This is a genomic window from Chryseoglobus sp. 28M-23, assembly GCF_014789785.1.
GTDB lineage: Bacteria > Actinomycetota > Actinomycetes > Actinomycetales > Microbacteriaceae > Microcella > Microcella indica.
Window position 1 is genome coordinate 2,406,940 of the sequence record NZ_CP061846.1, and the last position, 25,548, is coordinate 2,432,487.

Here is a 25,548-nt window from a genome sequence, read left to right on the forward strand (position 1 = left end):
GCTACCCGGTGGAGGCGGTCGCACCCCTGCAGTCGAGCTGCCGAACGCCCTGCGCGCCTCGTCGAGAAGCCTCGACGCTAGGCGGTGCGGCCCTCGAGCTCGGCCGCGCGCGCCTCGCGGCGCTCCTTGGCTCCTTCGACGAGGTAGTACAGCGCCGGCAGCACGACGAGGGTGAGGATCGTCGAGGAGACGAGACCGCCGATGACGACGATCGCGAGCGGCTGCGAGATGAACCCGCCGCTGCCGGTGAGGCCGAGGCCGAGCGGCACGAGCGCGAAGATCGTCGCCGCCGCCGTCATGAGAATCGGGCGCAGGCGTCGCGACGAGCCCTCGATGACGGCCTCGCCGACCTTCATGCCACGCTCGCGGAACTGGTTCACGAGGTCGATGAGCACGATCGCGTTCGTCACGACGATGCCGATGAGCATGAGCACGCCGATGAGCGAAGGCACACCGAGCGGGATGTCGGCGATGAGCTGGAGGGCGATCGCGCCGGTCGCGGCGAAGGGGATCGACACGAGCAGCAGCAGCGGCTGGCGCAGGCTCTTGAACGTGGCGACCATGACGACGTAGACGATGAGGATCGCGGCGAGGAGGGCGAGGCCGAGCTGGCTGAAGGCGTCGGCCTGCTGCGCGGTCACGCCGCCGAGCGTGGCGCGGGCACTGTCGGGCAGTGTCGTGCCGTCGACGGCCTCCTGGATCGCGATCGAAGCGGAGCCGATGTCGTCGATCGCGGGCGTGATGCTCACGGTCGCGCTGCGGATGCCGCGGATGGTCGTGATCGTCGCAGGGCCGAACGACTCCTCGACGGAGGCGAGCTCGCTGAGCGGCTGCGGCCCGAGCGCGGTGGGCAGCTCGAAGTCGCGCAGCTCCTCGACCGTGGTCGGGGCGTTCTCGTTGGGGAGGTAGATCGAGAGCGTCTTCTCGTCGATGATGACGGAGCCGACGGAGGCGGGGAACATCGCCTGCGCGACGATGCCGCCCACGGCGACCTCGCTGAGCCCGAGCTCGGCTGCGCGCTCCCGGTCGACCTCGATCGCGAGGTACGGCTGCGTGGCGGCGAGGTTGCTGCTCGCCTCTGCCGTGACGTCGAGCTCGGTGACGGCGTCGAGGATCGCGGTCGCGGCCTCCTGCAGGTCGCTCTCGCTCGCGGCGCTGATGTCGACGTCGATCGTCGAGGAGGCGAAGCCTGCGCCCGCCGCTTGGAGGGCGATCTCGCCGACGCCGTCGAGGTCGGCGATCGCGTCGCGCACCCGCTCCTGGATCGCCGTCTGATCGGCGTCCTCGTCCGTCGTGATCGAGTAGGTGATGTCGCCGCCGCCGCCGAAGAGGGAGAGCACCGAACCGTCGCCCGAGCCGATCGCGACCTGCACGGTCTCGATGCCCTCGACGTCGATGAGTTCGTCCTCGACGACCATCGCGGCCTGGTCGAGCTGCTCAAGGCTCGTGCCGTTCTCGAGCGTCTGGGTGACCGTGAGGGTGTTCTGGCCGGACTCGCCGATGAAGTTGGTCTTGAGGTTCGTCGCGAGCCCCGCCGTGCCGCCGAGGATGAGGAGCGACAGCAGGATCGTCGCGACGGGGCGACGCAGGGTCCAGCGCAGGATCGGTAGGTAGCTCTTCTGCAGGCGCGTCGGGCTCGCCGACTCCTCCTCAAACGACATCGCCGCGGCGTGCGAGCCGACCTGCGGCGGGCGCAGGAACCAGTAGCAGAGCACGGGCACGATCGTGAGCGAGACGAAGAGCGAGGCGCCGAGGGCGATCGCGGTCGTGAGCGCGAACGGCCTAAACAGCTCGCCCGTGATGTCGCCGACGAGCGCGAGCGGCAGGAACACGGCGATCGTCGTCACGGTCGCGGCCGTGACTGCCGTCGCGACCTCCTTGACGCCGAGCAGGATCGCCTGCATCTTCTCCTCGCCGAGGGCGAGGTGCCGCTTGATGTTCTCGACGACGACGATCGAGTCGTCGACGACGCGCCCGATGGAGATTGTGATGGCGCCGAGGGTGAGGATGTTGAGGCTGTAACCGGAGGCCTGCATGCCGATGAAGGTGAGCAGGATCGACGTGGGGATCGAGATCGCGATGACGAGAGTCGAGCGCACCGACAGCAGGAAGAGCAGGATGATGACGACGGCGAAGACGAGGCCGAGCGAGCCCTCGATCGCGAGCGCTTCGATCGAGCTCTCGATGAACGGCGCCTGGTCGAAGACGACCGTGAAGGCGGTGCCTGAGCCGATCGCGGTCGCGAGGGCAGGCAGAGCGTCTTGCACGAGCTGCGAGACCTCGACGGTGTTGCCGTCGGGCGTCTTCGTGACGGCGAGCGTGAGGGAGGGCTCGCCGTTGACGCGCGAGTAGCCCTGGATGGGGTCGCCGACGACGGCGAGGTCGGCGACGTCGTCGATCGTCGTGACGTCGTCGGTCGTCGCGTCGAGGAGCGGCAGCGAGGCGAGCTCGTCGAGCGATTCGACGCGGTCGCCGGTAAGCACGGCGAGGGTCTGGCCGTCCTCGGTAATCGTGCCGGCGGGCAGCAGCACGCCGTACTCGTCGAGAGCGTCGACGATGTCGCTGCGGAGGAGCCCGGCGGCGGCGAGTGCCGCGTCGTCGGCGGTGATGGTGACGCGGTCGCCGATGGCGCCGGTCACGGAGACTTCGCGCACCCCCTCGAGCTGGGTGAGGTCGGGCACGGCCTGCGTCTCGAGCGCTTCCGCGAGCTCGCCGGGCTCGAGATCGCTCGTGACGGCGATCTGGATGACGGGCAGGTCGTCGATGGATCCGGTGAGCACGCGCGGGTCGACGTCGGCGGGCAGCTGCATCCGGTTGACGGCGAGCTGAACCCGCTGCTCGGCGCGCGTGATGTCGGTGCCGAACTCGAAGCTCGCGCTGACGAGCGAGAACCCGGTGCTCGAGGAGGCGTTGGAGCTCTCGAGCCCGGGCACGCCTTGGATGGCGGTCTCGATGGGCGTCGAGACGTCTTCCTCGACGACTTCGGGCGCCGCCCCGGGGTACTGCGTGATGACGATGACCTGCGGGAAGCTCACCGAGGGGATGAGCTCTTGCTTGAGGCTCGTGAGCGCGATGCCGCCGAACACACCGACGACGATCGTGACGAGGGCGATGAGCGCGCGGTTGCGCAGGCTGAACACCGAGAGCAGGTGCACGTGGGTCTCCGATGCAGTGTGTGCCGTCATGCGGCGTGGGGGCAGGGGTGGCGCACGTGCGGGGACGCGCGGGCAAGGGTGAGCATCCCAGACATTACTGGGCATTCCCCATGCGGCAGGTATGCTCCAGCCGTATCAGAGCGCGGGATGCTCGGCCCGCGCTACACGACGGTATCGAGCAGATCGTCGACGGGTCGGGAAGGCTCGTGCGCGGCGATGTCGTGCCACGCCCGCTCGAGCCCGTCGATGGCGGCGCGCGTATCGGGTTCGGGGTAGCAGAACGGCAGGCGCAGGTATCGCTCGAAGGCGCCGTCGAGGCCGAAGCGCGGGCCCGCCCCGATGAGCACGCCGTGCGTGCGTGCGGCGAGGGCGAGCTGCGAGGCGAGCGGGGTGCCGATGTTGACCCACAGGGTGAGGCCGCCGGCCACCTCGGGCACGCGCCAGGTCGGGAACCGCTCGCGCAGCAGGCCGGTGAGCAGTGCGTGGCCGGCGCGCAGCTGCTCGCGGCGGGAGTCGAGCACCCGGTCGTACTGCTGCAGGAGCCGCAGGAGCATGAGCTGCTCAAGGGTGGGGTTGCCGAGGTCGTTCGACGTGCGGGCGAGGGCGAGACGCGTGATGGTGGAGCGCTCGGCGCGGATCCAGCCGAGGCGGATGCCGCCCCACACGCTCTTGCCGACGGAGCCGATCGTGATGACGGTGCCGTGCACGCCGAGCGGCGGGGGCGCATCGGTGTCGAAGCCGAGGTCGCTCATGGTCTCGTCGGCGACGATCGTCGTGCCATGGCGCTCGGCGAGGGCGACGACCCGCGCGCGCTGGGCCGCGGGCATCGTGCGCGTCGTGGGGTTGTGGAAGTCGGGCATGAGGTACGCGAGCGCGGGGGCTGTGCGGGGGAAGACCTGCTCGAGGGCCTCGTCGTCCCAGCCGCTCTCTGTCGTGACGGGCACGGTCACGAGTCGGGCGCCGACCTGCTGGAAGGCTTCGAGTGCGTGCGGGTAGCTGGGCGATTCGACGAGCACGCGGTCGCCGCGCGCGACGAGGGCGCGCGCGACGAGGGCGATGGCGTGCTGGGCGCCGAGGGTGACCATGACCTCGTCGACGGTCGTGGGCAGGCCGCGCCGCGTGTAGCGGTCGGCGATCTCCTGCCGCAGCTCGGTGAGGCCGTAGAGGTCGAAGCCGGCGAGACCGAGGTGCTGCGGCAGCATCGCGGCGGCGTCGCGGGCGGCGTCGGCGACGAGGGGGATCGCCGTGAGGGTCGCCTTGGAGAATTCGAGGAGGCCCGCGGTCGTCGCGGTCGGTTCGGGAATGCCCGGCCCGTCGGGCAGGCGGGCGACGCTGCCTGACCCGCGCACGCTCTGGAGGAACCCGAGCTCGCGCAGGCGGGCGTACGCGCCGGCGACGGTCGTGCGGCTGAGGTCTTCGTGCTGGGCGAGCTGCCGCTCGGCGGGCAGTCGTGCGCCGAGGGTGATGCGCCCGTCGAGGATGAGCAGGCGGATGCGGTCGGCGAGCGCCGCGTACAGCGGGTCTCCGTTGCTGGGCCGCCAGTCGCCCAGTTGGGCTGCCAATCGGCGGGGGGTGAGGGAGGGCACGGGTCCACAGTACCCGGATTGGCATCTTGCGCAACGGTCCACTCACGCGGTGGACTGTGGTCATGTCGTCGCTCCAGCACCCTGCTCCTCGTCTCCTCGTGCGCCGCTGGACGCAGCTCTTCATCGGGCTCTTCCTCTATGGAATCGCCCTGGCTCTCATGATCGAGGCGGCCGTCGGGCTCGACCCGTGGACGGTCTTCGCCCAGGGCGCCGACCTGCAGACGGGGTGGGGAATTGGACTGGTCACGGTGCTGATTGGCGCCCTCGTGCTGCTGCTGTGGATTCCGCTGCGGCAGAAGCCCGGTATCGGCACGGTGCTCAACGTGCTGCTCGTGGGGCCGGCCCTCGAGGTGGGGCTGTGGGCGTTCGAGGTTCCCGAGGAGCTGTGGGCGCGCATCCTCATCTTCGGCGGCGGCCTCGCCCTGCTGGCCGTGGCGACCGGTCTCTACGTGGGCGCGGGGTTCGGCCCGGGGCCGCGCGACGGCCTCATGACGGGCGCGCACGCGCGCTTCGGGTTTCCGATCTGGGCGGTGCGCGGCACGATCGAGTTCACGGTGCTAACGATCGGCTGGCTGCTCGGCGGCAACGTCGGGCTCGGCACGGTCGCGTTCGCGCTGCTCATCGGGCCCATGGTGCACGTGACGCTGCCGCGGCTGCGCGTGCCGTTGCCGTCGGATGCCGTGGTGGCAGCGCCCGTGGTGCCCTCGGCACCCGCAGCGCCCACCGATGCGGCACCCTCAGACCGCGGGCCGGCGGCTACGCCCGTCGCCGGTCCGCACGAGCCGGGTGCGCCCCGCCCGAACCCTGACGACCCGACGAACCCGACGGCTCCGATCGTGGTGGTGGGCTCGTGATCGCGCTCACCACGGCCCTCGCCGGCCTCGCGGTGTGGGCGATCGTCGCGACGGTCGAGGTGATCGCGAGGGACGGGTATGGGCCCCTACCCGTCCGCTCGCACCACGGCTACTACGCGAGTTCGTTCCGCGCGTAGACGCGCATCGCCTCGCGCACGTACGCGGCACCGTCGGCGCCGCCGTAGTGCTGCGCGAAGCGCGGGTCGGCCACGTACATGTCGCCGAGCCCGAGGTACGCCTCGGCGCTCGGCGCCGTGCCGCCCCAGCCCGCGCGCACCCACGCGTAGTGCCGCGCGGTGAGCGCTTGCACGCTCGGGGCGTCGGCGGGCTCTCCCGCTTCGGCCGCGCCCGCGTAGCCGCGCTGAATCTCGGTTGCTTCAGCCTGGAATCGCGCCTGGCCGTCGGCCCCCAGCTCGCGCCACCAGCGGTCGCTGCGCGCGGAGGCGTCGGCGCCCCAGCGCTCGACCACCTCGTCCTTGTAGACGGTGTGGTCGAATCCGTCCAACATCTCTTCTGCCATCAGTTGTTCACCTCCTTCCGTCTTCCGAATGGTCGTGGTCACGCTCGCGATCTGCCGCTCGACCCGCGCCCGCTCGTTCTCGAGCCAGCGCAGGTGGGTGACGAGCGCGCGGGCGTCGTCGGCCTGACCGGCGATCACCTCGGCGATCGCGGGCAGGCCGAGCCCGAGCTCGCGCAGCATGAGGATGCGCTGCAGGCGCGTGAGCGCCGCCTCGTCGTAGTACCGGTACCCGTTGGTGCCGATGCTCGTCGGGGGCAGCAGTCCGACGTCGTCGTAGTGCCGCAGGGTGCGGCTCGTGACGCCCGCGAGTCGGGCGATCTCCTGGATCGACCACTGCATCGCGCTCTCCTTCGACTCTCACAACACCCGGCGGTCGGGTGGGAGCCCCACGCTAGAGGTTGACGCTGCGTCAAGGTCAAGACATTCGCGACGCGAGCTCCCGGTGACGTGCGCGACTCGGCTGCTCGCGTGGCCGAAAGTGACAAACCACGTGGAATGTTTCGCGTGGTTTGTCACTTTCGGCGTGATTAGGCGCGGCGTGGCGCCCTGGGTCGGACCAGTCCGGGGCTCCCTCTTGCGCAGGTCGCGCTCGCGATATATCGTGAGTTCCGAACACGCGATATATCGCGTTATGGATGCCCCGCCGGGGCTCGAACGAGGAGCACGTCTATGGCCCAGGAGACCTGGATCGTCACCGACCCGACCGTCATCGATCTGGAGATCGTGCGGCGGCTGAAGGTGGGCTTGATCGGCGGGCAGATCGACATCGTCGGCCACGACGAGCCGGGCGCGCGCGTGGAAGTGCACTCGGTGTCGGGTCGCGACCTCAAGGTGGCGCTCGAGGGCGACACACTCGTGATCGACCACCCGCAGCTGAAGTGGGAGACCTTCTTCGAGAACTTCCGCCTGTTCGGGGTGAAGGCGCGGGCAGAGGTGAGCATCCTGGTGCCGCGTACGGCGACGCTCTCGTTCAACGCCGTGTCGGCGGAGGGCCTCATCAGCGGGCTGCACTCCGAGGTGACCGTCAACACGGTGAACGGCGACGTGGTGCTCGACGGGGTCGTCGGCGACGTGTCGGTGCACGCGGTGAACGGCGAGGTGTCGGTGCGCGGGCTGCACGGCGATCTGACGGTGCAGACGGTGAGCGGTGACGTGACCGCGTCTGGTGAGATTCGCCGGTTCACGTGCGACGGCGTCTCGGCGCACGTCGTCGCCGACCTGCACGGCGGGCCTGATCGGGTGCGCAACAGCACGGTGTCGGGCGACCTGACGGTGCGGCTCGACGCGGGCCGCCCGGCCCAGTACTCGATCAGCACCCTGAGCGGTCGGCTGCAGCTGGACGACGCGCAGATCAGCGGGGTGAAGGGCCAGTACACGGGTCGCTACGGCGAGTTGGCGGGGTCGTTCACGGAGGTGCGCGCCCACTCGGTGTCGGGTGACGTGTCGGTCGTGCACACGGTGCGCGCAGCATCCGGTGATGCCGCTGCGGATGGCGAGCCTGCCGCTTCGGAGGCCGCCTCATGAGCCCCGCGGTCTTCGGCCACGGTCACTTGCGCCTGTACCTGCTGTTCGTGCTCGACGAGCGGCCGATGCACGGCTACGAGATCATCCAGGCGCTGAGCGACCGCTTCGGGGGCACCTACGTGCCGTCGGCGGGCACGATCTATCCGCGCCTGGCGAAGCTCGAGACGGAGGGGCTCGTCACGAAGGAGTCGGACGGCCGCAAGACGGTCTACGCGCTCACCGATGCGGGGCGGGCCGAGCTCAACGACCGGCGCGACGAGCTGGAGGGCATCGAGAACGGCATCGGCGATTCGGTGCGGCGCCTGGCCGACGAGGTGCGCGCGTCGGTGTCGGAGGCGATGACGACGCTGCGGGCCGAGCTTGCTGCGGGTCGCGAGGCGGGTGCCGCATCGTCGGCGACGGCGTCGAGCGCCGCGCGTGACGCCGCACGGGAGGCTCACGAGGCGGTGCGGGATGCGACGACGTCGCTGCATTCGACGCTGCACGAGTCGCGGTCGGATGCTCGGGCTCAGGTGCAGCGCGCCGAGGTGCTGCTCGCCGAGTTTCGTCAGGACGTGCGCACGGAGCTGCGCTCGGCGGCGGCGCGCGGAGACGAGCTCGAGGGCGCAGTCGACGAGCTCGAGTCGCGGTTGTCGCGCCTGCGCGCCGACGTGCTGGGGCTCGTGCGTTAGGCGCGGTTACTCAGCCCAGCGCAGCGGCACGTAGAGGTCTTGCACGCGGTCGGCCGACGCCGTGTGGTCGTTGCGCGTGTACAGCCCGCACTCGACCTCGCGGCAGTCGACGTTCTCGTCAGCGGCGGGCGGCAGCTCGATGTAGGCGGTGAAGGTGCCGGCCTCGCCGTCGTCGAAGGAGCGCGCGCCGAAGAGCCGCCAGGCGAAGGCTTCGTTGATCCAGTTGGAGGCGGCGTACTGCACGACGCCTTCCTCGAACTCTTCGACCTCCTGCGAGCCGACGCCTCCGAGGCACGGGCCGGGCTTGCCGTCGAGCTGCTCGGGTATCGCGCACACGGCCACGTAGAGGCCGCGCGACCCGTCGAACCCGTCGCCCGTGACCACGAGGCGGTCGCCCGCGCTGACGGAGTCGAGCTGGGGCGCATCCCCGTCGGGTGTGGCGACGGTGAGGGTGCGCGTGCGCTCGTCGTCCCCGGTGGCGGTGACGCTCGTCGGATACCCGTCGACGCGCGCCTGCCCGGAGGAGCCCTGCGGCGTCGCGAGCAGGATGGGCACGACGACGAGGGCGACGAGCACGAGCACGATCGCGAGCAAGCCGCCGACGATCCACGGCCAGAGCCGCCGACGCCGCGGCCGATCGGCTGAGGGCGCGGCGTCAGTCACCCGGCCAGTGTAATGAGCGCACCTCGGCGTCGGCAGGGCCGTTGGTCCCGCGCATCGGGCCCGGCGGGGCTAGGCTCGCGCAGGTGACGGCACCGGTACGCAGCAGGGCGGGCGCGTCCCCACGCGACCTGCTCGCCGTGTTCGTCGGCGGCCTCATCGGCACGACCCTGCGCGTGCTCCTCGACCTAGCGATCGTGCACGACCTGGAGGAGTTCGCCCTCAGCACCCTGCTCGTCAACGTCGTCGGAGCCTTCGTGCTCGGCCTGCTCGTCGCGGCGCTCTGGCCTCGCGTGCCGGGCTGGGTGCGCGTGGGGCTGGGGCCGGGCATCCTGGGGTCGTTCACGACGTTCTCAGCGTTCGCCGTCTCGATCGTCGCCCTCGCGCAGGCGGGCGACGTCGTGGGCGCGGTGCTGTCGATCGTGCTCAGCATCGGGTTCGGGATGCTCGCCGCCTGGCTCGGCCTCGTCCTCGGTTCCCGGCTCGCGCACGGAGGGTCGCCCACCATGGTGGAGGTCGACGAGTGACCCCCCTCGTGCTGCTCGCCGTCGCCGTGGGCGGAGCCTTCGGCGCCGTCTTCCGTCAGCTCACGTCGGTGAGCCTCGCGGGCCGCGGTCGCATCCCGTGGGGCGTGCTCGTAGTCAACGTCGTCGGGTCATTCGTGGCCGGAGTCGCCCTCGGCGCACCCCTCGACCCCACCGTGCAGCTGATCATCGTGAGCGGCGTGTGCGGGGGCCTCACGACCTTCAGCACGTTCGCCGTCGAGACGATCCAGCTCGTGTCGGAGGGCAAGCACCGCGCTGCAACCGCGAGCGTCGCCCTCAACCTCGCCCTCGCCGTTCCTGCCACGCTCCTCGGGCTCACCGCCGCGTTGCTACTCGTCTGAGCTCTCACTCGCCTCGCGCTCGGCAGCGTCAGCAGCGCGCCGCTCCGCCAGCTTCTGCCGCGTCGGCGGTATCACCACGGTGAAGAAGATCACCCCGATGACGAGCAGGATCACCCCGAGCACGATGGGCGTCACGATGAGCACGATCGTGATCAGGTCCATGCCTACCGTCCCATCTTGCTGAGCGTCGCGACGACCTGCCGCGCGATGTTGCGCCCGGCCCGGTTCGCGCCGATGGTCGAGGCAGCGGGCCCGTAGCCGGCGAAGAAGACGCGCGGATCGCGCTCCGAGTGGTGGCTCGCGACGGTCACGCCGCCCTCCTTCTCGCGCAGCTTGAGGGGGGCGAGGTGCCGCAGCTCGGGGCGGAAGCCCGTCGCCCACACGATCGCCTGCGCCGGCTGGAAGACGTCGAACTCGTCCCAGCGAACACCGTCCGGCTCGATGCGGTCGAACATCGGCCGATACTCGAGCACGCCCCGATCGACCGCCGCCTGGATGCGCCGCGTGCGGGGCACGCCCGTGCCGCTCACGATGCTCGGCAGCGCCCGACCGGCGCGCGCCGCGTCGTCCTGCGCAGCGACGGCCTTCTCGGCGGCCTCGAGGTTGAGCACGGCCTCGTCGAGGAACTGGGGCGGCCGCCGCGTCGCCCACGTGATGCTGCGCGCGTGTGGCTCGAGCTCGAGAATGAAGCCGATAGCGCTCGTACCGGCCCCGACGACGACGACATCCTGATCCGTGAAATCGGTCGCATCCGTGTACTCGGCCGTGTGCACGTGACGGCCCTCGAATTCGCGGATGCCCGGATAATGCGGCACGAACGGCGAGCCCCACGTTCCGGTCGCATTGACGATCGTCGACCCGGCGAGCTCCAACGGCCCGTTCTCCGTGTCGAAGCGCACGAGTAGCGGCCCGCCGAGATCCTCCACGCGCGTGACCGACGCGGGCCGCACGACCTGCAGGCCGTAGTGCTCCTCGTACTGCGCGTAGTAGTCGGCGACGACGTCGCGCGCGGGCGCGTGGTGGTCGGCCGTCTCGAAGCTCAGGCCGAGCTCGTCCATGCCCGGCAGGTCGTTGACGCGGTGCGCCGAACCGAGCCGCAGCGCCTCCCAACGGTGCTGCCACGCGCCGCCCGTGCGCGGCCCGCGATCGAGCACCACGAACTCCTCGCCCGGCTCGAGGCCGAGGCGGCGCAGATAGAAGGCGACCGAGAGACCTGCTTGGCCCGCACCGATGACCACGCAGGAGGTGGTCAGATCGGGCGCGCTCACCCGGAATAGGCTACCGGGCGCACTCGACCGCGAGCACCGCAGGGAGGCTGGTCGAGCAGGGCTCGCGTGATAAACTTCGCCACAGTTTTTCTACCATCCCGACTCGGCGCTCTCGGTCCTTCACCGGGCCATCCGTCGACACACTTGTGAGGGGGTCACGCATGGGGCGCGGCCGACAGAAGGCAAAGCACACCAAGGTGGCACGCGAGCTGAAGTACTCCAGCCCGAACACCAACCTCAGCGCGCTCGAGCGTGAGCTCGGCGTGCCCTCGAGCGAGCCCGACTACGAAGACAAGTGGGCGCACCTCGTTGAGGACGACGACGAGACGGAAGACGACGCGCAGACTGCGTGACGCTGGCGGGTGCACCCATCCCTCCATCCCAACGATCCATCAGCGGCAACACTCCCCAGCGGAGCCACTGACTGATCCCTGCACCGTGATCTCGGCCATTGTTCTACAATGAAGAACATGGCAGAAGTCGGAATTCGAGCGCTCAAGCAGAACGCGTCCGCGGTGGTGGCCGACGCGGCTGCCGGCGAGACGGTCACGATCACTGATCGTGGTCGCCCGGTGGCGCAGCTGACCTCGATCGCGGCATCGCCACTGCAGCGCATGCTGGCCAACGGCACGGCGCGCCGTGCGCGTCGCGACCTCGCCTCGCTTCCCGCGCCAACCGAGGCCCCGCCTCTGACTCCCGTCCTGGCCGAGATCCGCGACGACGAGCGCTACTGATCCGTGGCGCTGTACTTCGACACATCCGCACTCGTGAAGCTCGTCGTCGCAGAACCTGAGACGACCGCCTTGCGAGACGCCGCGCGCGTATCGACGGTCGAACCCGTCAGCAGCGACCTCACGCGAACCGAGCTCCTTCGCACGGTTCGTCGCGGTGCTCCAGACCGCCTGGTATCGGCACGTGAAGTGCTCGAGGCGCTCACACTCGTACCGGTGACGACCGAAGTGTGTGAAGCGGCCGGGAGGCTCGAACCTCGAACACTGCGTGCTCTCGATGCTCTGCACCTGGCTTCAGCGCTGGGCCTCGGGGACGATCTGGAGGCCGTCGTCACGTACGACCACCGCCTCGCCGACGCGTGCCGCGCGAACGGTGTCGCGGTGCTCGCGCCGCACTGATCGAGCGGATGCTCCGCTCAGGCCCGGTAGGAACCGACGAGCCGCGCGGCTCCCCCCGTGACGCCCTTGGCGCCCTGCTCGAACCCGTCGAATTCGCGCGCCGCAGTCGACACGCTGCCCGCCACCCATGCGGGCACTGAGCGCGACTCGAGAGCCGCGACGACGTCGGCCGCACGGTCCTGCGCGACGACGGCGAGCATCCCGATACCGAGGTTCCACGTTCCCTCGGTCGACTCGAGGCTGTCGCCGGCGAGGTCGGCGAGCACGCGGAAGACGCTCGGCGGGCTCCAGCTCGTGCGGTCGAGCTCGACCCAGCTGCCGAAGGGCAGCACGCGCGCCAGGTTCGCGGCGAGGCCGCCGCCGGTCACGTGGCTGAGCGCGTGAACGGCTCCCGGATGCTCGGCGAGCAGCTCGAGCAACGGCGCCGTGTAGAGCGCGGTGGGAGTCAGGAGCGTCTCGCCCACGACGCCCCCGAACTCGGCCAGCTCATCGTGGTACCCGATGCCGCGCTCGGCCAAGATGTGCCGCACGAGCGAGAAGCCGTTGCTGTGCAGCCCGCTCGACGCCATCCCGACGACCACGTCGCCGTCGCGCACGCGGTCGGGGCCGAGCAGCTCATCGGCCTCGACGACGCCGACCGCGGCGCCCGCGACGTCGTAGTCGTCCGGCCCCAAGAGCCCGGGGTGCTCAGCGGTCTCACCGCCGACGAGGGCGGTGCCCGTCGCGGAGCAGGCCTCGGCGATGCCGCGCACGATGTCGGCGATGCGCTCGGGGTGCAGCTTGCCGCACGCGATGTAGTCGGTCATGACGAGGGGCTTCGCGCCGACCACGACGATGTCGTCGACGACCATCGCCACGAGGTCCTGCCCGATCGTGTCGTGAATGTCGAGGGCCTGCGCGATCGCGACCTTCGTGCCGACGCCGTCGGTGCTCGAGGCGAGGAGCGGGCGGCGGTAGCCGAGCAGGGCGCTCGCGTCGAAGAGCCCGGCGAAACCGCCCACGCCGCCGACGATCTCGGGGCCGTGCGTGGCCGCGACGGAGGCCTTCATGAGCTCGACGGCGCGATCCCCCGCGGCCGTGTCGACGCCTGCCGCGGCGTAGGAGTTCGTCATTCGTTCATCCCATCCGCGGTCTGCCAGACTGGTCGCAAGCAGTCACCACTCTACGGTCTGGAGCAGGCACCGCATGTGCGGCATCGTGGGGATCGTCTCGTCGAGCCCCGTCAATCAGCAGGTCTACGACGCACTCGCCCTCCTGCAGCATCGGGGCCAGGATTCGACCGGCATCGCGACCGCCGAAGGGCGCGTGCTGCACTTCGTCAAGGCGAAGGGTCAGGTGCGCGAGGCCTACCGCACGCGCGACATGCGCTCGCTCCTCGGCACGATGGGGCTCGGCCACGTGCGGTACGCGACGCGCGGCTCCGCCTCCAAGGAGGAGGAGGCGCAGCCGTTCTACGTGAACGCGCCGTACGGCATCATCCTCGTCCACAACGGCAACCTCACGAACACGCGCGAGCTCACGCGCGAGCTGTTCGAGGTCGACCGCCGGCACCTCAACACCAATAGCGACACCGAGCTGCTCGTCAACGTGCTCGCCCACGAGCTGCAGCAGCAGGTGAGTGGTGAGGATCTCGACCCCGACCAAGTGTTCGCCGCCATCAGCCGCCTGCACGAGCGCGTCGAAGGCTCCTACGCCGCCATCGCCCTCATCGCCGGCCACGGTCTACTCGCCTTCCGCGACCCGTTCGGCATCCGCCCCCTCGTGCTCGGGCGCCGCACGACGGGCCTCACCGGCGACGAATGGATCGTCGCGAGCGAGTCGCTCGTGCTCGAAGCCGGCGACTACGAGATCGTGCGCGACCTCGCCCCCGGCGAGGCCGTGTTCATCGCCTCCAACGGCGAGATGGTCTCCCGCCAGTGCGCCGCGAACCCGCGCCTCGCGCCGTGCTCGTTCGAGTACGTGTACCTCGCGCGGCCCGACTCGGTCATGAACGGCATCTCCGTCTACGAGGCGCGCCTGCGGCTCGGCAACCGGCTCGCGACCTCGATCGAGCGCTACGCCCCCACGGGCAATATCGACGTCGTCATGCCGATCCCCGACTCCTCGAGGCCCGCCGCGATGCAGGTCGCCCAGAAGCTCGGCATCGAGTACCGCGAAGGCTTCTACAAGAACCGCTACGTGGGCCGCACGTTCATCATGCCGGGGCAGTCGGAGCGCAAGAAGAGCGTCAAGCAGAAGCTCAACGCCATGTCGAGCGAGTTCGCCGGCAAGAACATCCTCATCGTCGACGACTCGATCGTGCGCGGCACCACCTCGCGCGAGATCGTCGAGATGGCGCGCGCCGCCGGCGCCAATGAAGTCACCTTCACCTCGGCGGCCCCGCCCGTGCGCTACCCGCACGTCTACGGCATCAACATGCCCACCTCGCGCGAGCTCGTCGCGCACGGCCGCCGCATTCCCGAGATCGCTCAGGAGATGGGTGCAGACCACCTCATCTACCAGGAGGTGGAGGACATGCAGGCGGCGATTCTCGAGGGCAGCGACATCACCGAGCTCGAGATGAGCTGCTTCACGGGCGACTACATCACCGGCACCGTGAGCCCCGAGTACCTCGCGTGGGTCGAGGCCAACCAGAACAGCTAGTTCTCGTCGCCGGGCGACTCAGGCTCAGCAGTCTCCGGCTCGGCAGTGTCAGGCTCAGCAGTCTCCGGCTCAGCGGGCACCTCTTCGCGCTCCATCTCGATCGTGCGAGCGCGACGGCGGGAGCGCCGATCGGCGAGCACCGCGAGCACGGCACCGACCAGCACGCCGGCCGAGACGCCGTAGAGCGAGAAGTAGGCGAGCGAGGCCGCGAAGCCCACCCCGGGGTCGGCCTCGAACAGGCTCGTGACGATGAGCGTCGCCAGGAACCCGAGGAAGCCGCCGACGACGAGGAAGGCGCTGATGCGCGGCGCGCGGCGCACCGTGACGCGGTCGCGATCAGATGCGGGCTCGGATGCGGGGGTCGGCTGGTCGCTCACGCCCCCATTCTCGCGCACGGCGACTGGGCTCCGGCTCAGGGCAGCTCGAGCGGGAACAGCGCCGACAGGTCGGAGCGACTGCCTGACGCACGCACGCGACCGGCCTGCGAGGCCTGCGACCACGAGAGGCCGCCGGTCGCGATGTCGAGGAAGGTCTGCGCGTCGAGCTCCACGACGTTGGGCGGCGTGCCGCGCGTGTGCCGCACGCCCTCGACGAGCTGCACGGCGCCGAACGGGGGAACCCGCACCTCCACCGAGCGGCCCGGCGCCGTCTCGGCGAGCAGCTGCAGCGTGTAGCGCACGGCGAGTGCGAGCGTCTCGCGCGGGGGCGGAGCATCCGTATCGCCCCCCGCGGCCGGAGAGCTCGCCTCGGTGACCGCCCGCACGGCAGCGCGTCCCTCGGCGTCGTCGATGCGGGGCCTGGCCATGCCCCGAGAGTACGCCGAGCAGCGGCGCGCAGCGTCAGTAGGCTGGGCGGGTGAGAATCCTCGTCCTCGGCTCGGGCGCGCGCGAGCACGCCATCATCACCGCACTGCTCAGCGAAGGCAGCGCGGCACCGCACGAAATCACGGCCGCGCCCGGCAACGCCGGCATCGCCGCCGTCGTGCCGACCGTCGCGCTCGACGCCACCAAGGGCGCCGTCGTCGCCGACTACTGCGTCGACAACGACATCGAGCTGCTCATCATCGGGCCCGAGGCCCCGCTCGTCGCGGGAGTCGCCGACGCCGTGCGCCAGCGCGGCATCGCCGTATTCGGGCCCGGCGCCGCCGCCGCGCAGCTCGAAGGCTCGAAGGCGTTCGCCAAGCGCATCATGGACACCGCGGGCGTACCCACCGGTCGTGCCGTGCGCGCCGGCACCCTCGCCGAGGTGGAGGCCGCGCTCGACGAGCTCGGCGCCCCGCACGTCGTCAAGGCCGACGGGCTCGCCGCCGGCAAAGGCGTCATCGTCACCGACGACCGCGCCGCCGCTCTCGCCCACGCCGAGAACTACCTGCAGCAGGGCGGGGTGCTCGTCGAAGAGTTCCTCGCCGGCCAGGAGGTCTCCCTCTTCTTCGTGAGCGACGGCCACACGGTGCTGCCGCTGAGCCCCGCGCAGGACTACAAGCGCGCGCTCGACGGCGACGCCGGCCCCAACACGGGCGGCATGGGCGCCTACTCTCCCCTGCCGTGGGCTCCCGAGGGCTTCGTCGACGAGGTGATCCGCACGGTCGCCGAGCCCACCGTCCGCCAGCTCGACGCCGAGGGCACCCCCTTCATCGGCCTGCTCTACTGCGGCCTCATCGTCACCGAGCAGGGCATCCGCGTCATCGAATTCAATGCGCGCTTCGGGGACCCCGAGACGCAGGTCGTGCTGCCGCGCCTCGCCACCCCCCTGAGCGAGCTTCTGTACGCCGCCGCCACCGGACAATTGAGCGGGATGCCCCGGCCCGAGTTCCGCGACGACGCCTGCGTGACCGTCGTGCTCGCGAGCGAGGGCTACCCCGAGTCCCCTCAGACCGGCCGCCCCCTCACCGGGATCGACGCGGCCGAGGCCGTCGAGGGCGTGCACCTGTGCCACGCCGCCACCGCCCGCACCGACGACGGCTACGTCGCCACCGGCGGTCGCGTGCTGAGCGTCGTCGCCACCGGCGCCGACTTCGCGCAGGCCCGCGCGCGCGCCTACGAGGCGATCGGGCTGCTGGAGCTCGAAGGCGGCCAGTACCGCACCGACATCGCGGCGCGCGTGGCCTGATGCCCGTGGATGCCCTCCCTCAGCTCGGCTGGCAGCACGCCTACTCGGGCAAGGTGCGCGACCTCTACGAGCACGCCGAACACCCGGCGCTCATGCTCGTCATCGCGAGTGATCGGGTCAGTGCGTTCGACCACGTGCTCGAGCCGGGCATCCCGGGCAAGGGCGCGCTGCTGACCGAGCTGAGCCGCTGGTGGTTCGACCAGCTCGACATGCCCAACCACCTCGCGGTGGGCGACCACCTGCCCGAGGTTCCCGCCGAGGTCGCCGACCGCGCGATGCTCGTGCGGCGGCTCGACATGCACCCCGTCGAGTGCGTCGTGCGCGGCTACCTCAGTGGATCCGGCTGGGTCGAGTACCAGGCCACGCAGAGCGTGTGCGGCATCCCCCTGCCGGCAGGTCTGCGCGACGGCGACCAGCTGCCCGAGCCGATCTACACGCCCGCGTGGAAAGCGCCGATGGGTGAGCACGACGAGAACATCACCTTCGAGCGCTCGGTCGAGCTCGTGGGTGCGCCGGTCGCCGCAGCGCTGCGGGATGCGTCGCTCGCGATCTTCGCGCGCGCGAGCGCTCTCGCCGCCGAGCGCGGGGTGATCCTCGCCGACACCAAGTTCGAGTTCGGCACCGACCCTGGCACGGGCGAGCTGACCCTCGCCGACGAGGTGCTGACCTCGGACAGCTCGCGGTACTGGGATGCCGAGCTGTATGCGGCGGGCGGGCCCTCGCGGCTCGACAGTTTCGACAAGCAGATCGTGCGCAACTGGCTCGCGTCTCACTGGGACCGCACCGGCACCCCGCCCGCGCTGCCCCCCGAGATCGTGTCGCGCACGGCGGCCCGCTACCGCGAGCTCCTCGCCCGCCTCACCCCGTAGTCCCGCGCCCCCCGTGCCAGATCTGGCGCGAAAGGGCGCGCGCGGGGAGAGCTGCTGCCCGTTCGTGCCAGATCTGGCACAGGGGGCGCGGCACCGCGGCGCGGCGCCCGAGGAATGGGGCGGGATGCTCGCGCGTTGACGCACGCATGACCGACTCCGCACGGCTCGCCGCCGACACCGCCATGGGCGCCGTCACCCTCGACGTCGCCGACCTCGATTCCATGACGGCGTACTACCGGGATGCGGTGGGGTTGAGCGTGCTGACCTCCGACGGGCCGGTCGTCGTGCTCGGGCGCGTGGGCGACGCGAGCGCAGCATCCGTGCCCGTCGTCGTTCTTCGGCACAGCCCGACCCTGAAGCATGCGGGGCCGCGCGAGGCCGGGCTCTTCCACACGGCGATCCTGTTCGAGACGCAAGCCGCGCTCGCCGCGGCGGTGTACACGGTCGCGACGGCGCATCCGCAGCGGTTCACCGGATCGAGCGACCACCTCGTGAGCCAGGCCTTCTACTTCGACGACCCCGAAGGCAACGGCGTCGAGCTCTACTGGGATCGCGACCGCACTCAGTGGTCGTGGGTGCACGGGCAGGTCGAGATGAGCACGCTGTTCCTCGACCCGAACGCGTTTCTGCGCGAGCACCTCACCGAGGAGGCGCTCGCCGCGCACGGCACCGCGCCGAGCGTCGTCGGCCACGTGCACTTGAGCGTCGGCGACACGGCGACCGCACGCGACTTCTACGTCGACCGGCTCGGCTTCGACCTGACGACCTCGTTCGGCGGGCAGGCGATCTTCGTGAGCGCGGGCGGCTACCACCACCACATGGCGATGAACGTGTGGCGCAGCGCCGGTGCCGGCCGCCGGATGCCCGCGCTCGGGCTCGGCCAGGTCGACATCTCCCTGCCGAACGCGGATGAGCTCGGCGCCACCGCCGAGCGTCTGCAGCACCACGGAGTGGCCGTGCGCGACGACGGCCGCACCCTCGAGCTCGACGACCCATGGGGCACGCGCATCCGCCTCGCCTCTGCGTAACCCGCACCCCCTGTGCCAGATCTGGCGCGAAAGGGCGTTCACCCTCGGGCTCGAGCGCCCATATGCGCCAGATCTGGCACAGAGGCGGGTGGGTGGGTGCGCCTAGACTCGCCACTCGTGAATGACTTCCGGCATCCGCGGCGGCTGCGGCTGAGCCGCGCGATCGCCGCCGCGCAAGCGCCCGTGCTGCTCGGGCAGGGCCGCAGGTTGCGCCGCGAGACGCCGCGGCTGCCCGACGCTCCCCTGCCCTGGGAGGGCAGGGTCGACGGCCCCGGCGGGGAGGGTGGCGGTAGCGAGCGAGTGCTGCGCCTGCTGGTCATCGGCGACTCGACCGCGGCCGGCGTGGGCGTCGACCACGCCGAGCTGGGGCTCGGCGGTCGCCTGGCGGAAGCGCTCTCCGCCCGCACCGGGCGACCCGTGCAGTGGTGGGCGGCGGGCCGCAACGGGGCGACCGCGCGCGACCTCGTGCGGCAGTACCTCGCCGCGGCCCTCGAGCGGCCCTACGACCTCGTCTTCCTCACGGTCGGGGCCAACGACGCCCTCGCCCTGCGCTCGGCCCGCGCCTTCCGCCGCGACATTCGACGCATTCTCGAGAGAACGTTCGCCGAGCATCCCCAGTCGGCACTGCTCATGTCGTCCCTGCCGGCCTTCTTCCGGTTCCGACTGCTCCCCGAGCCGCTGCGGCGCAGCCTGTACCGGCACTCGCAAGCCCTCGAGCGCGAGGCACGCGCGCTCGTCGACGCCCACCCCCGCGCCCACATGTCGCCGCCACCCCCGCCGTACACGGACGGCTTCTTCGCGAGCGACGACTTTCACCCGAGCGCGATCGGCTACCAGGACTGGGCCACCTTCGCGGTCGACGACGCCGACAGCATCGGGTTTCTGCGACTGCTCGACGACCACTGACCCGGCTCGTCGCCGTGACGCGCCCGTAGACTCGCGACCGTGCCCCCGACCTCCCGCCCGCAGACGTCCGGCCCGCAGTCTTCCCGACCGCTGCGCGGCCGCCGTCTGAGCCGGGCCATCGCTCTCGCGCTCGCCCCCGTGCTCGTGCCGCAGACGGTGAAGGTGCGCCGCACGGTGCCGAAGCTGCCAGAGGCGCCGCGCCCGTGGGAGGGCGGTGGCGGCACCGATCCGCTGCAGCTGCTCGTGCTGGGCGACTCGATGGCGGTCGGCGTGGGCGCCGACGATGCTTCCGAGGGTCTCGCCGGGCACCTCGCGGCGGGGCTCACGGAGCGGACCGAGCATCCAGTGCGATGGCGCGCCCGGGGGCGCAATGGGGCGACCGCGCGCGACGTCATGGACGACCACCTGGCCGAGGCTCTGAGCGAGCCTGCCGACCTCATCGTGCTGAGCATCGGCGCGAACGACGCCATGCAGGTGCGAAGCGACCGGGCGTTTCGGCGCGACGTGAAGCGCATCCTGCACGACATCTTCGCCGCGCACCCTGGTGCGATCGTGCTCATCGGGGCGCTGCCCGCCTTCCATCGCTTCGAGATTCTGCCGGAGCCGCTGCGCAGCACGCTCTCGCTGCACGCCCGCGCGCTCGACGTGGCCGCTCGTCGCGCTCTTGAGAGATTCCCGCGAGCGCATATGTCACCCGAGCTGCCGCCGTACAGCGAGGGGTTCTTCGCCACCGACGACTTCCACCCGAGCGCGCAGGGGTACCGGGAGTGGGCCGAGTTCGCCCTCGACGACGCGTGGTCGCACGGCATCGCCCGCGTCCTGCCCTCATGACCCGCGCGCGCGGCGGCACCGCCGACGACCGCGCGCGGCCCGAACGTCTCGCCGGTATCCCGGCTCTCGCGGCCGTCGTTGCGCGGCTACGCGACCATCACCCGCCCGCCTCAGGTCGCCTGCTCGTCGGCCTGGCCGGCGCTCCCGGCGCGGGCAAGTCGACGGTTGCCGCCACGATCGCCGCCGCGCTGCCGGGCACCGCGGTGCTGCCGATGGACGGCTTCCACCTTCCGCAGTCCCGCTTGCGAGACCTCGGCCGCCGCGACCGCATGGGCGCACCCGACACGTTCGACGTGGCCGGCTTCACGACCCTGCTGGCGACCTTGCGCGAGGTCGACAACTCAGGACGAACCGTGCTCGCCCCCGGATTCGACCGCGAGATCGAGGAGCCGGTGGCTGACGCCGTGGCCCTGCGTCCTGAGTTGTCGACCGTCATCGTGGAGGGCAACTACCTGCTGCTCGATGACGGCGGCTGGGAGGCGATCGCACCGCTGCTACATGCCACCGTCGGCATCGTCGTCGACGACGCCATTCGCCGCGAGCGGCTCATCGCGCGCCACATCGCCTTCGGCAAGGCTCCGGATGCTGCACGCGCCTGGGCTCTCGGCCCCGATGAGCGCAACGCGGCCGCGATCGCGGCGACGCTCGAGCGAGCGGACTACCTGCTCAGCCCCTGACGGACCATAGCGCCGCCGCCCTACGAGTCGGCTGTGCCGATGCCGTCGCCGGCGGCGAGCGCCGACGCCGCGTCGTCCTCGTCGGCGTGCTCCGTGCCGTCGGCGAGCGCTCGTCGCGACTCGGCGCGCTCGATGCTCTGGTTGCGGGAGGTGACGCGGCTGCGGGGCAGGATCTCGGGTCGCTGGTCGTGCACCCACTGCACGAGCTTCTCGCGCACGAGGCAGCGCAGATCCCACAGGGTGCCGGCGTCGGCTGCGCTCACGAGGGCACGAATCTGCACGAAGCCGCCGGTCGCGTCGGTGACGATGACGCCTGAGGAACGGCCGTCCCACATGTCGGTCTCCGCGAGGATGCGGTCGAGCTCCTGGCGCACCGCGGCGGGGCTCACCGTCCAGTCGACGTCGAGGTAGACGGTGCCGAGCAGCTCTGAGCTCTCGCGCGTCCAGTTCTGGAACGGCGTCGTCGTGAAGTACGTGGAGGGCAGCACGAGTCGGCGCTGGTCCCACGTGTTGACGACGACGTAGGTGAGGGTGATCTCCTCGACACGGCCGTACTCCCCGTCGGCGATGACGACGTCGTCGATGCGCAGCGCGTCGCTGAAGGCGAGCTGCATGCCGGCGAAGAGGTTGGCGAGGCTCGACTGCGCGGCGAGGCCGGCGACGACGCTCACGAGCCCGGCGGAGGCGAGCAGGCTCGCACCGGCGGCCTGCGCACCCGGGAAGGTGAGGAGGATGGCGGCGACGGCGAGGATGACGATGAGGGCGGCGGCGAGGCGCCGCAGGATGGTGATCTGCGTCTGCATGCGACGGGCTACCCGGTTGTCGGGGCCGGTGACTCCGGTGGCTTCGTAGCGCAGGAGGATGCGGTCGAAGAAGAGTCGCACGACGGCGGAGATGAACCAGGCGCCGGCGGCGATCGTCAGGATGACGAAGACCCGCGTGTAGACATCGAGCCAGTAGTCGGCGGGCAGCGCGATGGCGAGCGCGATCCACACGGCGAGGGTGAGGAGCAGGATGCGGAACCGCCGCCGCGACGGCCCGAACGTCGCGTAGACCCCGGCCCACCGTCGGGCGATGAGCCGCACGATGAGGGAGATGAGGCCGACGACGAGGATGACGGCGACGAGCGCGACGAGCAGCGCGATACCCACGTCGGCGAGAACGGGCCAGTCGATGTCGAGGTTCCAGTCGGGCATGGCGACTCCTTCTTCTCTAGCGCGAGCGGCTCGGGGCGGGCGGGGTGGTCGTGCCTTCCAGGGTAACCACGCCGGTAGACTCGCTCTCAACCCCACCCGCCTCATGCAGGGAGCCTTCTGTGCCCACGATCGTCGTCGAGGTCATGCCCAAGCCCGAGCTTCTCGACCCGGCTGGCAAGGCCGTCGCGGGTGCCCTGCACCGTCTCGGCCACGACCACGTGACGGATGTGCGCATCGGCAAGCGCTTCGAGCTCACGGTCGACACGGTCGACGACGAGCTGCTGAAGGGCATCGAGAAGGTCGCCGCCGACATGCTGTCGAACTCGGTCATCGAGACCGTGCTGTCGGTGGAGATCCTCGACGAGAGCCCTGCAGGAGAGACGCACTGATGCGCGTCGGGGTCATCACCTTCCCCGGCTCCCTCGACGACCGCGATGCGATGCGCGCGATCCGCCTGGCGGGCGCCGAGCCTGTCGCGCTGTGGCACGGCACGCACGACCTCATGGGTGTGGACGCGATCGTGCTGCCGGGCGGCTTCAGCTACGGCGACTACTTGCGGTGCGGCGCGATCGCGGCGAACTCTCCGATCATGGCGGAGGTGATCGATGCGGCGAACAGCGGGATGCCCGTGCTCGGCATCTGCAACGGCTTCCAGATCCTCGTGGAGACCCACCTGCTGCCGGGCGGGCTCGTGCGCAACGATCATGGCGACTTCATCCGCCGCGACCAGCGACTGCGCGTCGAGAGCACCGACTCGGCGTGGACGAGCGGTTTCGAGCAGGGCCAGGAGATCACGATCCCGCTCAAGAACGGCGAGGGCGGCTTCATCGCCGACGAGGAGACGCTCGACCGCCTCGAGGGCGAGGGCCTCGTCGCCTTCCGCTACCTCGACGTGAACCCGAACGGCTCGCTGCGCGACATCGCGGGCCTGCGCAACGAGCGCGGCAACGTCGTCGGCCTCATGCCGCACCCCGAGCACGCGGTCGAGCCGGGCTTCGGGCCGGACACCCCCGCCGCCATGCGCTCCGGCATCGACGGGCTCACGTTCTTCACGAGCGTGCTCACCGCCACTCTCGCCTCCGCCTGACCCGAGTCGGCACCGGTTCGTCGCGCGGGGCCGCCTCACGCGCTCTTGCAGCAGTACCGACCAGTCGGTATGTTCTGCAGCATGAGTTCTGTCCGCATCCCCTCGGCCCTCCACGAGGTGCTCGGCGAGCAGCAGTCCCGCCTCGCCCTCGTCCTCATCGCTGCGGCCGCCGCCGTGCCCGTGCTCGCCGTGGCTCCCGCCCTCGCCGACGTGCCCGTGTGGCGCGCGGTCCTCGCCGCCCTGCTGGTCGCCGACATCGGTGCGGGCGCGATCGCGAACCTCACGCGCGGCACGACCGACTTCTACGCGGCGCGCCCGCGCCTGCGCTGGGTCTTCATCGCCGTGCACGTGCACCTCCCCCTCGTCGCGCTCCTGCTCGACCTGACCCTCACGCCGGCCCTCGTCGCCTGGGCGGCGACGATCGTCGCCGCGACCGTCGTGAACCTGCTAGTGCGCCACCCCGAGCAGCGCGTCGTGGCGGGTCTCCAGCTCGCGGTGATCCTGTGCGGCCTGCCCCTGCTGCCCGACCAGAGCCCGGCCCTTCTCGTCGTGAGCGCGCTCTTCGCCACGAAGGTCGCCTACGCGTTCGCCGTCGACCACCGCGCTGAGGCGCGCGACACCGCCAGGCGCGACACAGACCCGCGCGACACAGACCCGCGCGACACAGACCCGCGCGACACAGACCCGCGCGACACAAACCCTCCGACGCACGCGGGGGCCCCGGCATGACGGCGACCGCCGTGACGATCCGGCCAGCAGCCGCCTACGAGCACGAGGCCGCGGCGCGTCTGCTCGCCGACGCCTTCACGCACGACCCGCTCATCCGGGCGGCCACGGCCCGAGCATCCGACCCCGACACCGCGCGTGCCACGATCTTCCGCACGAGCCTGAGCACCACGCTCGACCAGGGCGGCACCGTGCTCGTCGCCGTCGACGAGGGCAGCCTGCTCGGTGCGGCCATCATCCTCGACCCCGCTCGTGGCCGACTGCGCGCCCTCGCCGGTCGCGTGCGCGCTGGCGGCAGATTTCTGAGGATGCTCCCGCTCCTGGGCGGGCGCGGCCTCACCCTCCTCAACGACGCCGATCGGGCCTCCCGCCGCCACGCACCGCGCGACCCCCACCATGTGCTCACCGCCGTCGGTGTCACCGCGGCGGCGCGCGGCCGCGGCATCGGCCGCGCCCTCGTCGAGGCGACCGTGGACCGGGCGCGCGCGCACGTCGACTCCTGGGGCGTGCGCCTCGAGACCGAGAACGGCGAGAATGTCGACCGGTACCGCCGGTGGGGCTTCACCCTCGTGGCGAGCGTGCGCGTCAGCACCGTGCCCCAGACCCCCGTCACCGTGCACGTCATGACGCACCCGGTGAGAGAGGAGAGCACCGCATGACGACGCGAGCGCGCGACGAGATCGTCGAGGCGGCGTTCCGCCTGTTCCTCGAGCGTGGCTACGAGGCGACGAGCCTCGCGCGCATCCTCGACACCGTTCCCTACTCGAAGGGTGCCGTCTATCACCACTTCGCCAACAAGGAAGCCCTGCTCGACGCCGTCATCGACCGGTTCTTCACCTCCCTCGTGAACCCTTCGGCGACCCCGCGCCCGAGCGAGCCGCGAGCACTCGCCCACCGCATGGTCGACGACTACGTCGACGCGATCGACGCCGTCGCCCCCTACGCCTCCCCGACCGCGTACTACGCGTTCCTCACCTCCGTCGCGCCTCGGGCCAGCGAGGCGATCGGCGCGGCGCACGCGGCGAGTGCTGCCGAGCTCGCCGCCGCCCTTGAGCCCCTCACCGGTGCGAAGATCAGCGCCCACCACCTCGCACTCGACCTCATCGCCCTGGTCGAGGGCACCGGCATGCTGGCCGCGCTGCGGGGCGAGCATCCCGACCGCACCGCACTTCACGCGGCCGTCGACCGCGCGCTCCCACCGACTTCTGGGTGAACTCTGGTG

At 71.0% G+C, this 25,548-nt stretch carries 32 protein-coding genes; 21 read left to right on the forward strand and 11 right to left on the reverse strand.

Going from position 1 to position 25,548, the window contains the following annotated elements; all coding sequences use genetic code 11:
- Nucleotides 1–77 precede the first annotated feature (77 nt).
- Both IE160_RS11730 and yczR read right to left on the reverse strand, forming a co-directional pair.
- A complete protein-coding gene (locus tag IE160_RS11730) occupies nt 78–3,185 on the reverse strand; it encodes an efflux RND transporter permease subunit (protein ID WP_224744486.1) in 3,108 nt (1,035 codons plus the stop codon).
- 131 nt (nt 3,186–3,316) lie between these two features.
- A complete protein-coding gene (gene yczR, locus IE160_RS11735) occupies nt 3,317–4,741 on the reverse strand; it encodes a MocR-like transcription factor YczR (protein WP_191151212.1) in 1,425 nt (474 codons plus the stop codon).
- Nucleotides 4,742–4,803: 62 nt separating this feature from the next.
- Between yczR and yczE the strand changes: the two genes are divergently transcribed.
- Both yczE and IE160_RS11745 read left to right on the forward strand, forming a co-directional pair.
- Nucleotides 4,804–5,595, forward strand: coding sequence for a membrane protein YczE (gene yczE / locus IE160_RS11740; RefSeq protein WP_224744487.1), 792 nt, complete (start codon nt 4,804–4,806; stop codon nt 5,593–5,595).
- Nucleotides 5,592–5,732 carry a hypothetical protein gene (locus IE160_RS11745; protein WP_191151213.1) on the forward strand — a complete coding sequence of 47 codons (141 nt, stop codon included), beginning with the start codon at nt 5,592–5,594 and terminating at the stop codon, nt 5,730–5,732. The genes yczE and IE160_RS11745 overlap by 4 nt, the downstream gene beginning before the upstream one ends.
- On the opposite strand, the gene IE160_RS11750 is transcribed toward IE160_RS11745, so the two are convergent.
- Nucleotides 5,708–6,454 carry a MerR family transcriptional regulator gene (locus IE160_RS11750; protein ID WP_179872711.1) on the reverse strand — a complete coding sequence of 249 codons (747 nt, stop codon included), beginning with the start codon at nt 6,452–6,454 and terminating at the stop codon, nt 5,708–5,710. The genes IE160_RS11745 and IE160_RS11750 overlap by 25 nt on opposite strands.
- Before the next feature lie 330 nt (nt 6,455–6,784).
- On the opposite strand from IE160_RS11750, the gene IE160_RS11755 reads away from it, so the two are divergent.
- Both IE160_RS11755 and IE160_RS11760 read left to right on the forward strand, forming a co-directional pair.
- The gene (locus IE160_RS11755; protein ID WP_191151214.1) at nt 6,785–7,639 is read left to right on the forward strand and encodes a DUF4097 family beta strand repeat-containing protein; all 855 of its coding nucleotides are present in this window, start codon (nt 6,785–6,787) and stop codon (nt 7,637–7,639) included.
- Entirely contained in the window at nt 7,636–8,310 is a 675-nt protein-coding gene (locus IE160_RS11760) for a PadR family transcriptional regulator (RefSeq protein WP_191151215.1), read from the forward strand. Before IE160_RS11755 ends, IE160_RS11760 begins: the two co-directional genes overlap by 4 nt.
- A gap of 6 nt (nt 8,311–8,316) precedes the next feature.
- Here IE160_RS11760 and IE160_RS11765 read toward each other — a convergent pair whose 3' ends face one another.
- Nucleotides 8,317–8,973, reverse strand: a complete 657-nt coding sequence (locus tag IE160_RS11765; RefSeq protein ID WP_179872714.1) for a hypothetical protein — start codon at nt 8,971–8,973, stop codon at nt 8,317–8,319.
- An 83-nt stretch (nt 8,974–9,056) separates the two neighbouring features.
- Between IE160_RS11765 and IE160_RS11770 the strand changes: the two genes are divergently transcribed.
- Complete coding sequence (locus IE160_RS11770) at nt 9,057–9,497, forward strand: fluoride efflux transporter FluC (RefSeq protein WP_191151216.1); 441 nt, start codon at nt 9,057–9,059, stop codon at nt 9,495–9,497.
- The gene (crcB, locus tag IE160_RS11775; RefSeq protein WP_191151217.1) at nt 9,494–9,856 is read left to right on the forward strand and encodes a fluoride efflux transporter CrcB; all 363 of its coding nucleotides are present in this window, start codon (nt 9,494–9,496) and stop codon (nt 9,854–9,856) included. Before IE160_RS11770 ends, crcB begins: the two co-directional genes overlap by 4 nt.
- Here crcB and IE160_RS11780 read toward each other — a convergent pair.
- Together IE160_RS11780 and IE160_RS11785 are read right to left on the reverse strand one after the other, a co-directional pair.
- Complete coding sequence (locus IE160_RS11780) at nt 9,845–10,018, reverse strand: hypothetical protein (RefSeq protein ID WP_179872716.1); 174 nt, start codon at nt 10,016–10,018, stop codon at nt 9,845–9,847. The genes crcB and IE160_RS11780 overlap by 12 nt on opposite strands.
- 2 nt (nt 10,019–10,020) lie before the next feature.
- Nucleotides 10,021–11,124: an NAD(P)-binding domain-containing protein gene (locus tag IE160_RS11785; RefSeq protein WP_179872717.1), complete on the reverse strand. Its 1,104-nt coding sequence runs from the start codon at nt 11,122–11,124 to the stop codon at nt 10,021–10,023.
- 161 nt (nt 11,125–11,285) lie between these two features.
- On the opposite strand from IE160_RS11785, the gene IE160_RS11790 reads away from it, so the two are divergent.
- Together IE160_RS11790 and IE160_RS11795 are read left to right on the forward strand one after the other, a co-directional pair.
- A complete protein-coding gene (locus IE160_RS11790) occupies nt 11,286–11,477 on the forward strand; it encodes a DUF3073 domain-containing protein (RefSeq protein ID WP_152583838.1) in 192 nt (63 codons plus the stop codon).
- A gap of 117 nt (nt 11,478–11,594) precedes the next feature.
- Nucleotides 11,595–11,858 carry a type II toxin-antitoxin system Phd/YefM family antitoxin gene (locus IE160_RS11795; RefSeq protein WP_179872718.1) on the forward strand — a complete coding sequence of 88 codons (264 nt, stop codon included), beginning with the start codon at nt 11,595–11,597 and terminating at the stop codon, nt 11,856–11,858.
- On the opposite strand, the gene IE160_RS12660 is transcribed toward IE160_RS11795, so the two are convergent.
- Entirely contained in the window at nt 11,852–11,980 is a 129-nt protein-coding gene (locus tag IE160_RS12660; protein WP_255508267.1) for a hypothetical protein, read from the reverse strand. The two genes, IE160_RS11795 and IE160_RS12660, sit on opposite strands and share 7 nt — an antisense overlap.
- Between IE160_RS12660 and IE160_RS11800 the strand changes: the two genes are divergently transcribed.
- Nucleotides 11,928–12,254 (forward strand): type II toxin-antitoxin system VapC family toxin, encoded by a 327-nt coding sequence (locus IE160_RS11800; protein WP_224744630.1) that lies wholly within the window; start codon nt 11,928–11,930, stop codon nt 12,252–12,254. The genes IE160_RS12660 and IE160_RS11800 overlap by 53 nt on opposite strands.
- 17 nt (nt 12,255–12,271) lie before the next feature.
- On the opposite strand, the gene purM is transcribed toward IE160_RS11800, so the two are convergent.
- Nucleotides 12,272–13,366, reverse strand: a complete 1,095-nt coding sequence (gene purM, locus IE160_RS11805; protein WP_191151218.1) for a phosphoribosylformylglycinamidine cyclo-ligase — start codon at nt 13,364–13,366, stop codon at nt 12,272–12,274.
- Between the two features lie 73 nt (nt 13,367–13,439).
- Between purM and purF the strand changes: the two genes are divergently transcribed.
- Nucleotides 13,440–14,897 carry an amidophosphoribosyltransferase gene (gene purF / locus IE160_RS11810; RefSeq protein WP_191151219.1) on the forward strand — a complete coding sequence of 486 codons (1,458 nt, stop codon included), beginning with the start codon at nt 13,440–13,442 and terminating at the stop codon, nt 14,895–14,897.
- Here purF and IE160_RS11815 read toward each other — a convergent pair.
- Nucleotides 14,894–15,274, reverse strand: a complete 381-nt coding sequence (locus tag IE160_RS11815) for a hypothetical protein (protein ID WP_179872722.1) — start codon at nt 15,272–15,274, stop codon at nt 14,894–14,896. The two genes, purF and IE160_RS11815, sit on opposite strands and share 4 nt — an antisense overlap.
- 35 nt (nt 15,275–15,309) lie before the next feature.
- A complete protein-coding gene (locus IE160_RS11820) occupies nt 15,310–15,702 on the reverse strand; it encodes a sterol carrier family protein (protein ID WP_191151220.1) in 393 nt (130 codons plus the stop codon).
- Between the two features lie 50 nt (nt 15,703–15,752).
- On the opposite strand from IE160_RS11820, the gene purD reads away from it, so the two are divergent.
- From purD to IE160_RS11850, 6 genes are all read left to right on the forward strand, one after another.
- A complete protein-coding gene (purD, locus tag IE160_RS11825; RefSeq protein ID WP_191151221.1) occupies nt 15,753–17,006 on the forward strand; it encodes a phosphoribosylamine--glycine ligase in 1,254 nt (417 codons plus the stop codon).
- A complete protein-coding gene (locus IE160_RS11830) occupies nt 17,006–17,875 on the forward strand; it encodes a phosphoribosylaminoimidazolesuccinocarboxamide synthase (protein ID WP_179872725.1) in 870 nt (289 codons plus the stop codon). The genes purD and IE160_RS11830 overlap by 1 nt, the downstream gene beginning before the upstream one ends.
- A 146-nt stretch (nt 17,876–18,021) precedes the next feature.
- Nucleotides 18,022–18,903: a VOC family protein gene (locus IE160_RS11835; protein WP_179872726.1), complete on the forward strand. Its 882-nt coding sequence runs from the start codon at nt 18,022–18,024 to the stop codon at nt 18,901–18,903.
- 117 nt (nt 18,904–19,020) lie between these two features.
- A complete protein-coding gene (locus IE160_RS11840; protein WP_179872727.1) occupies nt 19,021–19,809 on the forward strand; it encodes an SGNH/GDSL hydrolase family protein in 789 nt (262 codons plus the stop codon).
- Nucleotides 19,810–19,848: 39 nt separating this feature from the next.
- Nucleotides 19,849–20,640 carry an SGNH/GDSL hydrolase family protein gene (locus IE160_RS11845; protein WP_191151222.1) on the forward strand — a complete coding sequence of 264 codons (792 nt, stop codon included), beginning with the start codon at nt 19,849–19,851 and terminating at the stop codon, nt 20,638–20,640.
- Nucleotides 20,637–21,317 carry a nucleoside/nucleotide kinase family protein gene (locus IE160_RS11850; protein WP_191151223.1) on the forward strand — a complete coding sequence of 227 codons (681 nt, stop codon included), beginning with the start codon at nt 20,637–20,639 and terminating at the stop codon, nt 21,315–21,317. Before IE160_RS11845 ends, IE160_RS11850 begins: the two co-directional genes overlap by 4 nt.
- 20 nt (nt 21,318–21,337) lie before the next feature.
- Here the strand turns inward: IE160_RS11850 and IE160_RS11855 are convergent, their stop codons facing one another.
- Entirely contained in the window at nt 21,338–22,513 is a 1,176-nt protein-coding gene (locus tag IE160_RS11855) for a mechanosensitive ion channel family protein (protein WP_179872730.1), read from the reverse strand.
- A 119-nt stretch (nt 22,514–22,632) separates the two neighbouring features.
- Here IE160_RS11855 and purS point away from each other — a divergent pair, with 119 nt between their 5' ends.
- From purS to IE160_RS11880, 5 genes are all read left to right on the forward strand, one after another.
- Nucleotides 22,633–22,902: a phosphoribosylformylglycinamidine synthase subunit PurS gene (purS, locus tag IE160_RS11860; RefSeq protein ID WP_179872731.1), complete on the forward strand. Its 270-nt coding sequence runs from the start codon at nt 22,633–22,635 to the stop codon at nt 22,900–22,902.
- A complete protein-coding gene (gene purQ, locus IE160_RS11865; protein WP_191151224.1) occupies nt 22,902–23,600 on the forward strand; it encodes a phosphoribosylformylglycinamidine synthase subunit PurQ in 699 nt (232 codons plus the stop codon). The genes purS and purQ overlap by 1 nt, the downstream gene beginning before the upstream one ends.
- 81 nt (nt 23,601–23,681) lie before the next feature.
- A complete protein-coding gene (locus tag IE160_RS11870) occupies nt 23,682–24,329 on the forward strand; it encodes a hypothetical protein (protein WP_191151225.1) in 648 nt (215 codons plus the stop codon).
- Entirely contained in the window at nt 24,326–24,985 is a 660-nt protein-coding gene (locus IE160_RS11875; protein ID WP_191151226.1) for a GNAT family N-acetyltransferase, read from the forward strand. The genes IE160_RS11870 and IE160_RS11875 overlap by 4 nt, the downstream gene beginning before the upstream one ends.
- A complete protein-coding gene (locus IE160_RS11880) occupies nt 24,982–25,539 on the forward strand; it encodes a TetR/AcrR family transcriptional regulator (RefSeq protein ID WP_191151227.1) in 558 nt (185 codons plus the stop codon). The genes IE160_RS11875 and IE160_RS11880 overlap by 4 nt, the downstream gene beginning before the upstream one ends.
- Nucleotides 25,540–25,548 lie beyond the last annotated feature (9 nt).